This window comes from uncultured Thiothrix sp. (assembly GCF_937876535.1).
GTDB lineage: Bacteria > Pseudomonadota > Gammaproteobacteria > Thiotrichales > Thiotrichaceae > Thiolinea.
Map to the genome: position 1 here is coordinate 412,610 of NZ_CALFHZ010000020.1, position 11,727 is coordinate 424,336.

Annotated in this window: 10 protein-coding genes; 4 read left to right on the forward strand and 6 right to left on the reverse strand. The window is 45.4% G+C overall.

What is annotated here, in order from left to right; all coding sequences use genetic code 11:
• The first annotated feature begins 74 nt into the window (after positions 1-74).
• From carB to Q0230_RS13845, 3 genes are read left to right on the forward strand one after another with little or no spacing between them, the layout of a single operon-like run.
• Entirely contained in the window at positions 75-3,293 is a 3,219-nt protein-coding gene (carB, locus tag Q0230_RS13835; RefSeq protein WP_298610750.1) for a carbamoyl-phosphate synthase large subunit, read from the forward strand.
• Positions 3,294-3,311: 18 nt separating this feature from the next.
• The gene (greA, locus tag Q0230_RS13840; protein ID WP_298610751.1) at positions 3,312-3,794 is read left to right on the forward strand and encodes a transcription elongation factor GreA; all 483 of its coding nucleotides are present in this window, start codon (positions 3,312-3,314) and stop codon (positions 3,792-3,794) included.
• Complete coding sequence (locus Q0230_RS13845; protein ID WP_298610752.1) at positions 3,794-4,402, forward strand: histidine phosphatase family protein; 609 nt, start codon at positions 3,794-3,796, stop codon at positions 4,400-4,402. Before greA ends, Q0230_RS13845 begins: the two co-directional genes overlap by 1 nt.
• A 20-nt stretch (positions 4,403-4,422) precedes the next feature.
• On the opposite strand, the gene Q0230_RS13850 is transcribed toward Q0230_RS13845, so the two are convergent.
• Complete coding sequence (locus Q0230_RS13850) at positions 4,423-4,827, reverse strand: hypothetical protein (protein ID WP_298610753.1); 405 nt, start codon at positions 4,825-4,827, stop codon at positions 4,423-4,425.
• Between the two features lie 77 nt (positions 4,828-4,904).
• Here Q0230_RS13850 and Q0230_RS13855 point away from each other — a divergent pair, with 77 nt between their 5' ends.
• Positions 4,905-5,519, forward strand: a complete 615-nt coding sequence (locus tag Q0230_RS13855) for a YigZ family protein (protein WP_298610754.1) — start codon at positions 4,905-4,907, stop codon at positions 5,517-5,519.
• 174 nt (positions 5,520-5,693) lie between these two features.
• Here the strand turns inward: Q0230_RS13855 and Q0230_RS13860 are convergent, their stop codons facing one another.
• The 5 genes from Q0230_RS13860 to Q0230_RS13880 form a co-directional block, all read right to left on the reverse strand.
• On the reverse strand, positions 5,694-6,740 hold the full coding sequence (locus Q0230_RS13860) for an ABC transporter ATP-binding protein (protein WP_298610755.1): 1,047 nt from the start codon (positions 6,738-6,740) through the stop codon (positions 5,694-5,696).
• Positions 6,737-8,350: an iron ABC transporter permease gene (locus Q0230_RS13865; RefSeq protein ID WP_298610865.1), complete on the reverse strand. Its 1,614-nt coding sequence runs from the start codon at positions 8,348-8,350 to the stop codon at positions 6,737-6,739. The genes Q0230_RS13860 and Q0230_RS13865 overlap by 4 nt, the downstream gene beginning before the upstream one ends.
• Positions 8,351-8,370: 20 nt before the next feature.
• Complete coding sequence (locus tag Q0230_RS13870; RefSeq protein WP_298610756.1) at positions 8,371-9,390, reverse strand: Fe(3+) ABC transporter substrate-binding protein; 1,020 nt, start codon at positions 9,388-9,390, stop codon at positions 8,371-8,373.
• Positions 9,391-9,476: 86 nt separating this feature from the next.
• Complete coding sequence (locus tag Q0230_RS13875) at positions 9,477-10,586, reverse strand: DUF1513 domain-containing protein (protein WP_298610758.1); 1,110 nt, start codon at positions 10,584-10,586, stop codon at positions 9,477-9,479.
• Between the two features lies 1 nt (position 10,587).
• Positions 10,588-11,721 carry an imelysin family protein gene (locus Q0230_RS13880; RefSeq protein ID WP_298610759.1) on the reverse strand — a complete coding sequence of 378 codons (1,134 nt, stop codon included), beginning with the start codon at positions 11,719-11,721 and terminating at the stop codon, positions 10,588-10,590.
• Between the last annotated feature and the right edge of the window lie 6 nt (positions 11,722-11,727).

Genomic DNA, 11,727 nt, shown 5'->3' on the forward strand with positions numbered 1-11,727 from the left:
TCGGGGGTAAGTGTTAGACTTAACTCCCTTAATCCCTTGTGTAAGGGAAAACGAATTACTGTGGACGATTGAAAATGCCGAAACGTACGGACATTAAAAGTATATTGATTATTGGGGCTGGCCCTATTGTAATTGGCCAAGCGTGTGAGTTTGACTATTCGGGTGCACAAGCTTGTAAAGCTTTGCGCGAAGAAGGCTATCGAGTCATTCTGGTCAACTCCAACCCTGCCACAATCATGACTGATCCCGGCACGGCAGATGCGATTTATATCGAGCCGATTCGGTGGGAGACGGTCGAAAAGATCATTGCAAAAGAGCGCCCAAATGCTTTATTGCCAACCATGGGTGGGCAAACGGCATTGAACTGTGCGCTGGATCTATCACGCCATGGTGTTCTGGAAAAATACCAAGTTGAAATGATTGGTGCGAATGAAGTCGCCATCGAGATGGCTGAAGATCGGCAAAAATTCCGGATTGCGATGGATGATATTGGCCTAGAGTCGGCACGTTCGCGGATCGCCCATACGATGGAAGAAGCTCGTGCTGCACAGTCTGATATTGGCTTCCCTACCATTATTCGGCCTTCCTTTACCTTAGGGGGTACTGGTGGCGGCATTGCTTATAATAAGCAAGAATTTGAAACGATTGTTGCGCGCGGCTTAGATATGTCGCCCACTACTGAAGTTTTGCTCGAAGAGTCACTGCTTGGTTGGAAAGAGTATGAGATGGAGGTGGTGCGGGATCGTAAAGATAACTGCATCATCGTCTGCTCGATTGAAAACTTTGATCCAATGGGCGTGCATACGGGTGATTCCATTACCGTAGCACCTGCACAGACGCTGACAGATAAAGAGTATCAACTGCTACGCAATGCTTCCTTAGCAGTACTGCGTAAAATCGGCGTTGATACGGGTGGTTCGAATGTACAGTTCGCGATCAATCCTAAGGACGGACGTATTATTGTCATTGAGATGAATCCACGAGTGTCGCGTTCTTCGGCTTTGGCTTCAAAAGCTACGGGTTTCCCGATTGCGAAAGTAGCAGCAAAATTAGCGATTGGTTATACCCTAGATGAGCTGCGGAATGATATTACTGGTGGTGCGACTCCAGCATCTTTCGAGCCAAGTATCGATTATGTCGTTACTAAAATTCCACGCTTTACCTTTGAAAAATTCCCACAAGCGGATGCGCGTTTAACCACGCAAATGAAGTCAGTGGGTGAAGTGATGGCGATTGGTCGTACTTTCCAAGAGTCCTTGCAGAAAGCCTTACGTGGTTTAGAAACAGGCATTGATGGTCTAGATGAGCGTTTAAATCGTGAGCTTCCTGAAGCGCGCGATATTCTCCGCCGTGAACTTACCGAACCGCATGCAGAGCGGATTCTGTATGTGGCCGATGCTTTCCGCTATGGCATGACGGTTGAGCAAGTGCATGCCCAAACCAGCATTGATCCTTGGTTCTTAGTACAGATGCAAGAGCTGATTGAGATTGAGAAAAGTCTTGAGGGTCGTTTACTCAATCAGATCAGTGCCGAGGAAATGCGCATGTTCAAGCGCAAAGGTTTCTCTGATCGACGCTTAGCCAAACTCTTACATAGCACGGAGCGCAGTGTGCGTAATGCACGCCGAAATATGAATGTGCGCCCAGTGTACAAGCGTGTGGATACCTGTGCGGCTGAGTTTGCTACGAATACCGCTTATATGTATTCCACTTATGAAGAAGAGTGCGAATCTAAGCCAACGGATCGTAAGAAAATTATGGTCTTAGGTGGTGGCCCAAATCGGATCGGTCAGGGGATTGAGTTTGACTATTGCTGCGTGCATGCTGCCTTAGCTTTGCGCGAAGATGGCTATGAAACCATTATGGTTAACTGCAACCCAGAAACCGTTTCTACCGATTATGATACCTCGGATCGTCTCTATTTCGAGCCTCTAACGCTTGAGGATGTGATGGAGATTGTTGATCTAGAGAAGCCTTTAGGTGTGATTGTACAATACGGTGGGCAAACCCCACTGAAACTAGCGCGTGATCTCGAAAACTTAGGGGCACCGATTATTGGTACTTCGCCCGATTCCATCGATTTAGCGGAAGATCGTGAGCGGTTTCAGCAATTAATTCATCGTTTAGGTTTGCGCCAACCACCAAATCGTACAGCACGGAGTATGGAAGAAGCCGTGCGCTTAGCTGTCGAGATTGGTTATCCACTCGTGGTACGTCCGTCTTATGTCTTGGGTGGGCGGGCGATGGAAATTGTCTATAACGAGAATGAATTGCGGCGCTATATGAATACCGCCGTTTCAGTTTCGAATGACTCGCCGGTACTTTTGGATCGTTTCTTAGATGATGCGATTGAAGTGGATGTGGATGCCATTTGTGACGGGCAGAATGTATTAATTGGTGGCATCATGCAGCATATTGAGCAAGCAGGGATTCATTCAGGTGATTCTGCTTGTTCATTGCCACCGTATTCTTTAGACCCAGCGATTCAAGATGAGCTACGTGCACAAACGGCACGTATGGCTAAAGCCTTGAATGTTATCGGTTTAATGAATACCCAGTATGCTATTAAGAATAATGAAGTGTATGTGTTGGAAGTGAATCCACGCGCTTCACGTACAGTGCCTTATGTGTCTAAAGCCATTGGTCGCCCCTTGGCAAAAATTGCGGCACGTTGTATGGCTGGCCAAAGTTTAGTTGAGCAAAAAGCGACTGAAGAAGTGATTCCAGACTACTATTCGGTGAAGGAAGCGGTGTTCCCCTTCATTAAATTCCCTGGAGTTGACCCGATTTTAAGTCCTGAGATGAAGTCTACAGGTGAAGTGATGGGGGTTGGCAAAACCTTTGCGGAAGCCTTTGGTAAATCACAGCATGCTGCAGGGGCTAGTTTCCCAACTTCAGGGGTTGTATTTATCAGTGTGCGTGAAGCAGATCGTCGGCATTTGGCTGGTTTAGGTGAAATGCTGGTAAAGCAAGGTTTTCGTATTATTGCTACTCGTGGAACCGCACGCGAATTGCAGGCTGCTGGGATTGCCTGTGAGGTTGTGAATAAAATGCATGAAGGTCGCCCGAATATTGTCGATATGATCAAAAATGATGATGTCAATTTGATCATCAATACGACTGAGGGTGAGCAATCAACACGTGATTCCTTTGAGATTCGCCGTGAAGCTTTGCAGCATAAATTAAGTTATACCACTACCATTGAGGGAGCGCGTGCCTTGTGCATGGCGATGGGTTACACCGCTGATGAGCAGGTTTATCGCCTGCAAGATTTGCATCAAGGCATCATGTAAAAAAGAGGGAGAATAAGAATGAGTCGACCGCCGTTAACTGCGACGGGTGCTGAGCGTTTGAAAGCGGAGTTAAATCGCTTAAAAACGGTTGAGCGTCCAAAAATTGTACAAGCTATTGCTGAGGCTCGTGAGCATGGTGATTTGAAAGAAAATGCCGAATACCATGCGGCGCGTGAACAACAAGGTTTTTGTGAGGGCCGTATCCAAGAGTTGGAGTCGGTCTTATCGCTAGCACAAGTGATTGATGTCACTACGGTTGGTGCAGCCAACCCAGGCAAGGTAGTGTTTGGTGCTACTGTTGACTTAGAAGAGATCAAAACCGGTGACACGATTACTTATCAAATTGTAGGTGATGTCGAAGCTGATTTAAAGCAAGGTATGATTGCTGTTTCTTCACCCGTTGCCCGTGCTCTGATCGGTAAAGAGGAAGGGGATGTCGCTGTGGTGCAAGCGCCCGGTGGTGTACGTGAATACGAAATCCTAGAGGTTCGCTACACATAGTGAGCATTCCGATTACGCTAATTGACCTGCTTCCAAGTTCAGCGGTGGAAGCAGGCGAAGTCTTTTGCGGTTCTTTCCATTCTGCATTGAGTGCAGAAGGTTTAAAAACGCTCAAAAAGACTGTACGCCGCCGTCAAGATTGGCAAGCCGTTCTCAGTTCTGAACATGCGGCTTGTTTGCCATTTGCACAGTGGTTATCTGCTAAGAATCATTTGCCCCTGCATAGTTATCCCGAGCTTGCCGAAATGCATTTCGGTGAATGGGAGGGGCAAACTCCGGCCAGTATTATGGAGCAGAATCCTGCTGTGCTAGCACGTTGGTGGCGTAATCCAGCCTGCTTAACGCCGCCTGAGGGTGAGTCTTTTAATAAATTCCAAGCCCGTATTTTGCCTGTGTGGGAACGCCTAATTAATGAAAACAAGGGCAAACGAGTCGTTTTAGTGGCTCAACCAGGTGTAATTCGTTTGATTATTATGCAAGTCCTAGGTATGCCTAGTCGCCACTTTTTTTCTTTAGCGATTGAATCAGGGGAATTAGCGCGGATTCGTGTTATGCACGATGAAGCAGGAGATTGGGCTAGCTTAGTAGCTTATGGTTGTGGTTCTTAAGGCTACTAGCAATTGACCTTTCAATCAATGGAGTTACTTTTGGGGATGCGTTTAGAATAAGCGGCCCTTAGCTTATGTTTTGCCCCGGTCTGATTGTCCCACCATCGTTGTGCTATGCTTTGTACTTTAATAAAGTCTGGGCTGGTCAATACACGCTCATATAAGCTTGATTCGCTGATTATTTTACTAAGCTGTAAGAGACTAGGCGGTGGGTTTTGAACAAGAGTCACATTAGTTCGATCAGGTAAAAGGCGGTTAGGTTGACTGGGTGCGGCAAAAGTTTGCGTCGGCAAAATTAAGAGCAGCACCTCAAAAGCGACCCACATAAAAGCTTTGGGGTACATAGAATATTCTCCAACAAAACTGGTTTTATTTCTCAGTTGTGAGTATAAAAAATTATGTGCAGCATTGAAGGATTTGGCCATTGAATGATCAAAATCTCCGATAAGCGGTTGAGTTTTAAAATAATTATGCTTGCATCCAAAAAACAAATAGGCTAGTTATGAGTTCATTTCTAATACCTGCAGGGAGTACTTGCTACGAGCAGACTATTAAAAATAGCCGTTTCATTAGTCATATTGCGCATGCTCCTAGCCCACACGCAGCTCATACTTTTATTACTCATATCAGACAGGAATATCCTGATGCACGGCATGTATGCTGGGCTTTTGTTGCGGGTAAACCTAAACAAACCACTGAAGTTAGTTGTAGTGATGATGGGGAGCCTGCCGGAACCGCTGGTAAACCGATGCTCAATGTTTTATTGCATAGTGAGATAGGCGAACTAGTAGCGGTAGTAGTGCGCTATTTTGGAGGCATTAAATTAGGTACAGGTGGCTTAGTCCGCGCTTATTCAAGTTCAGTCACTGCTGCTTTAAAGCAAACACCGACCTGCTTAAAAGTAGCTAGGCAGGGTTTTATTTTAATAGCTCCGTATGCATTAGAGGATTCTATTCGCCGTCTCTTAAATGATTTGAATGGTGAATTAGCTAGTGTTGAATATGCAGCTGAATTGCAAATTAATGGATTTTGCCCGATTAGTGCTCAAACTCAATTACAACAAGCCTTAGCAGATTTAGGTCGAGGCCAGATAGTAGTAGAATTTTTGCGCGAATAGGTTAAAAATTGAACATTATTTTACGAAACGATTACAATTTTCATAGCTTTATATTATGATTAAAATGCTCGCGAGGGAAACCACTTGTCTTGACTGAGGAAGACAAGGCGGGCAAATTCATCTCCCGGGGATAATTTTATAGCCCATTCTTCTCCGGGAGCTTTTTTCCCCTGATTAATTAAAATTATGCCTCACTAGCGTGTAAATTCTTGGTACTAATTCCACGCCAATTTGCTCACCAACACTATAAAATTTCTCACTAGAAGCTAGAGCTAATAAGCGTTCTTGTTTATTTAATTGCAAGCTATATAGATACTCATTACCCCTAAAAACCTTACTGGTAATGAAGGCGGATTGAGTGGCGCTGGGATGGAGTTTGACATGTTCTGGACGAATCAATACGGCTACTTCTTCTGTATCCAGCAAAGCCTCATAAGCTGAATACTCCAATTCGCCTAAACTGGTTAGTAGTTTTCCCGCTTGGAGCTTGCCAGGCAACAGACTGCCTTGACCGATAAAAGAGGCAACAAATGCGTTTTGCGGTTGGTGGTACAATGCATACGCGCTTCCCCATTGTTGTAAACGCCCAGCCTGTAAGACTCCAATCTCATCGGCCATTGCAAAAGCTTCATGTTGGTCATGGGTGACCAATAAAGCAGTGATGCCTTCTTGTTTGAGCATTTCACGTACTTCTCGTGCTAGGCTTTCGCGTAGTTCAGTGTCTTGGCTACCAAACGGCTCATCGAGTAGTAAGAGAGCAGGCTTAGGTGCCAAAGCACGTGCTAAAGCAATGCGTTGCTGCTGTCCACCCGATAATTCATGCGGATAGCGTCGCTCGTAACCTACTAAGCTCACTAACTCTAAAAGCTCTTGAATACGTTGTTCTTGAGCTTTGTGTGGCTGCTTACGAATACCAAAACGAATATTGTCAGCAATGCTCAAATGGGGGAAAAGTGCATAATCTTGGAAAACCATGCCAATTTTGCGCTGTTCAGTAGCTAATGTGTGCTGGGCGCTACTGATAATCTCACCATTTAAGCTAAGCTTACCTTGGCTCAACTGCTCAAAACCTGCAATCGCACGCAGGAGAGTCGTTTTACCACAGCCACTAGGACCAAGGAGGCAAGCAATTTGCCCTTGATTAACTTGGAAATCAACGGCATGCACTGCTGTGGTCAGTCCATAACGAATTTCCACTTGCTCAAGTTTGAGTTGACTCATACAGATGAACCTCCAGCACGTGAGCGGGAAATAGAGCGGCTCAATAACACCACTGGAATAATGCCGGTAGCAACAATCATTAAAGCTGGTAAGCCCGCTTCGGCTAAACGTTCATCCGATGCGAGTTCGTAAGTACGCACTGCTAAAGTATTAAAATTAAAAGGGCGTAAAATCAAAGTAGCCGGTAGTTCTTTTAAGACATCCACAAAAACTAATAGCACTGCTGTTAACAGTGAACCTTGCATCAAGGGCATATGTAGTTTCCACAAGACGGCGCTGGGGCTTAAGCCTAAAGAGCGCCCAGCATTGTCGATGGTGGGTTTGATTTTACCTAAACCTGCTTCGACAGTTTGCAAGGAAACCGCTAGGAAGCGCACATTATAAGCAAACAGCAAGATAAATAAGCTGCCGCTTAAGATGAGTCCCACTTTAGTATGAAACAGGGTTTGGCTCAGCTGATTAAGCTGTGTATCTAACCAAGCAAAGGGGATCAGTACGCCAATCGCGATCACTGTCCCTGGAATTGCATAGCCCATGCTGGCTAAACGTGTCGCCACAATGGCTAAAGGTTCCGGATGCAGACGTTTCCCATAGCCTAAAATGAGCGCAATGAGCAAAGCAAAGATAGCAGCGGCAATGGCTAAGCCTAAGCTATGTTGGATCAGAGTTAAAAAACTGCTATCGAATTGAGTTTGCCAATTGGCTAAGCTCCAACTAGCAAGCTGAGTAACCGGCACTAGAAAACCTAGTAACAAAGTCACACTACAAAATAAAATGGCTCCGGTCGCTTGCCAACCAGCTAGGCGAATACGCTTGATCTGCGCATATTTGCTGGAGCTATGATAATAACGTGCACAGCGGCGTGAAGCCCGTTCCAGCAAAAGCAGAATAAACACAAAACTCATTAAGAGAGCGGCTAATTGTGAAGCAGCGGCATGATCCCCCAAACCATACCAAGTGCGGAAAATACCGGTGGTGAAGGTGGTCACCCCAAAATATTGGACTGTGCCAAAATCAGCTAGGGTTTCCATCAAGGCTAAGGCCAGACCAGTGATAATCGCTGGGCGTGCTAAGGGGAGGGCGACTCGGAAAAAGCTTTGCCATTGATTACAACCTAAAGTTCGGCTTACCTCTAGCACGCAAATCGATTGCTCTAAAAAAGCAGCACGTGCTAGCAAATACACATAAGGAAATAACACTAAAGCGAGCATTAAAATTGCGCCTGCGAGCGAGCGGATATTCGGGAACCAATAATCACCGTAGCTCCAACCGGTTAAGCTGCGTAGGCTGGTTTGTATAGGGCCTGCAAAGTCTAACATGCCGGTATAGGTGTAGGCGATGATATAAGCTGGCATAGCCAAAGGTAGAAGCAGAGACCACTCAAACCATGTTCGCCCTGGAAATTCACACATGCTACACAGCCAAGCAAGGGGTACACCTAAGAGTAGGACACCTAAACCGACGCCTAGGCTTAAATAAAAAGTATTGAGCAGATAATCAGTAAGGACAGTGGCCACTAGATGCTGCCAAACTGCTGCAGAGGGAATAAAGATATAAGCGAAAACTGCTAAAATAGGCAACGCAGTGAGGAGCGCCATGCCTAACAGCATGACGCGCCAGACGAAATTTTTTATTTCCAACCCACAGTATCCATGATCTTAACGGCTTCAGCATTATGTTTACCTAACTCGGATAAGTTAATGCTATCAGCCTTAAAGGCTCCCCAACTTTTCAATAAACTGCTGGCGGATACACTGGGTTTGACCGGATATTCTTGATTATGTTCGGCATACCAGGCTTGTGCTTCATCCCCAACTAAATATTCTAACAGCTTGACAGCCTGCTCTTTGTTCTTCGCAGCTTTAGTGACCGTTGCACCGCTGATATTAATATGCGTACCGCGTGCTTGCTCACCTTGATCAGGCCAGAAAATGGCCAGTTTCTCTGCGGCTGCCTTATCTTCAGCCGCGTCGCCCGCTAGCATTTGCCCATAATAGTAAGTATTGGCAAGCGCTAGATCACAGATACCTGCTGCGGCTGCCTTGAGCTGATCACGGTCACCACCTTCAGGTGGGCGCGCTAGATTCTTTACAAAACCTTCAGCCCATTTGGTAGTAGCCTCTGTACCTTGGCTCTTAATCATCGAGGCGAGCAAAGACTGGTTATAAATATTGTCTGAGCTACGTACACAAATTTTACCCTTCCATTTAGGATCAGCTAAATCGGCATAAGTAGATAGGTCAGCCGGTTTAATTTTTTCTTTGACATAGAAAATGGGGCGAGCACGATAAGTTAAACCAAACCACTGATTTTCAGGGTCGCGCAAGTTCTCAGGGATAGCTGTTTTTAAGGTTTCGGATTCAATGGTTTGGCTTAAACCTAAAGCTTTAGCCCGATACAAGCGGCCTGCATCGGCAGTCATGAGTAGATCAGCCGGACTATTTTCACCTTCGAGTTTTAAGCGCTCAATCAAAGCATCATCTTTGCCAGTCACTAAGTTGACTTTAATGCCTGAAGCGGTAGTAAATTTATCTAATAAGGGTTTAATCAGTTGTTCTTGACGTGAAGAGTAGACATTCACTTCACCTTCCGCAAAAGCATACAGGGGAGCGGCACATAGAGCTGTAACGAAAACAAGTTTTTTCAACATAGCGGAGCCATCTGTAAATAATAACTATTATCAATATTAAAGGTAGTGGTTTTTAAATGCAAATAGGTCTCATTAAAAGAGGTGAGCTAAGCTAACAGCATGAGATGATTATCCCAAGCAAGCTCGGGGAAGATTTTTAGTTCGTTTAAGCTAGTTTGCTTGCCAGCGGTCTGCAATTGATAGAGACCCCCTTGGCTATTTGAGACCAGAAAACTACCTGCTTTTAAACCAAGACTGATGCCACTTGCTTCAGCTAGGGGGAGGGCTTGTACAAAGCTTTGCGTTGCAGTGCTCCAAATAGACACACAATGCCCGCGCGGAGTGGCGCTGACTAAGAGTTCTTGTTTAGGGTCATAAACAATATCAGCTAAATAGCCACGTAATTGAGCCACCTCTTGGGGCGCAATCTTGAGTAAATTTAGACCCTCACCAGCTTTTTGCCAAGCCACTAGCGAGCTAGGCTGTTGTTTGTATAGATTACCTTCATATTGTAAAGCCACTGCGACATCGCCTTGAGTACTGACATGGAGGTGGCGAATACTCAACAAATGATCGGGTAAGCGATATTCGGCCAGCTTCTTACCCGTACTTAGATCAAGATAAACTAGCGAGGGTTGCATGGTATTGATATTGAGCTTACGCCGCTCAAAATCGGGGTGAGTTTCGATGCCCCCATTCGCTACGACTAAGGTTTTACCGTCAGGCATGAGCTGTACATCATGCGGGTCTAAACCATAACTTTCATATTCGCCTAGTGGTTTGAGAGTGCTTAGATCACGAATACCAATGATGCCCCGTTTATTTGCATAATCTGTTTCGGTGGTAAACAGCAGTTTGCGATCAGTTGACAGGCAACCATGTCCATTGAAATGCCTATCAGGGCTAGGCTTAAAACTTTCTACCAGACCTGTTTTAAAGTTTACACGCACACAGGTGTAAGCAGGGCGGCGTCCGAATAGTAAAGCTGTATTTTCATCTAAGGCTAAGGCAGCATGCCCGCGCATGGGTGTTTGTTGTTGCTGCAGTTGCTGAGTTCTTAGATCGAATTGACTGACAAAATGTTCGCCTAAAGCATTATCACTAGCTGAGTAGAGTTTGGCCGACTTAGGAATAGCTCGCTCCAAAAGCTCATTCGCTGCTAAAGCACTGCCAAAGACCGTTAGCGTGGCTAAGCCTAGAAATTGGCGGCGTTGCATATTAGTCTCCATCATTATCATTGAAGCCCAGTTGTGCTTTGGCGAGTATGGCTAATTGGCGTTTAACACCCATTTCTAAGCCACGTGTGCGTTGCACTAGCTCATCAATTTCTTTGGAGGCTTGTTTCTGTTCTACCAAAGTGAAGGGGGCACCTTCGGGGAGTTTCATTTGTATCAGCTCATTGAGCTGTTTCTCAAAAGAAACGACCGCAGTTTTAGTAGCTTCACTTGGAAAGTTTTTATCAATCCAAGCTAAGAACCCGCCCTCTACGAAAACCCGCTGCAAGCCTTCAATATTGGCTTGAATAATTTTGAAGGAGTAACCACTCCGCCAAGCTTCTAAATCGTAAGGATGGCTAAGCTTTTTTTCGTCCAAAGTACCTAAAGGTTGCGTCAGTTTCTTTAAGGTAATTCGCTCTAGGCTTTGATAGGCTTTACCAATTAATAAATCGACCATTTCTTGGTTATTGGTAAAGAGCTTACTTGCATCGGGACTGCTCCAAGCTGCGTTGAGCTTTTTAATATTTTGCTCCAGTAAGCGACTGACAGCTTGCACATAACTACAGCGGATTTGCCCTGATGATTCTTTAAAGCTCGTTAATAATTGCTCAGTTGTTTGCTCGCGATCAAATAAGACATATTCTAAGCTGCTCAAGCCTTGAGCACCTACACCCGCCGCAGCTACCGCTTCAACAGTCAAGGGCTTGTCGCTGGCGAATAAGCCTTTAATAATCTGCTTCTTGGGTGGAGCAAAGTTAATTTGGAAGTCCATCTGCTCAGCAGTAGCAGGTCCGAACAGCAAGCTATCGGTACGCTGCCAGGCCAATAGAGTAGTTCCCCAAGCTGCACGTAATGTATTTAGATTATCGAGCGAAGACTCTTTACAAAACTCAGTACTCGTTCGAGTAAGCTGCTGGCTAGCTTGTTCTAATTCACGGTAAAGGGGTTGAATTCCTGTAGTAATTAATTGTTGAATGAAGGTTTCATCCTTAGCCATGCTCAGTGTCGCCGTGTTGCTAGCAGTTGGTGTTGAACTAACGGAACTAGTGTCGGCAAAACTGGGGTTTACTAAGCATAAAGCTACCAGCAAACTGCTTGAACTTAAGCCCATCAGTTGCCGCTGAAATAGGATCATGGTGTC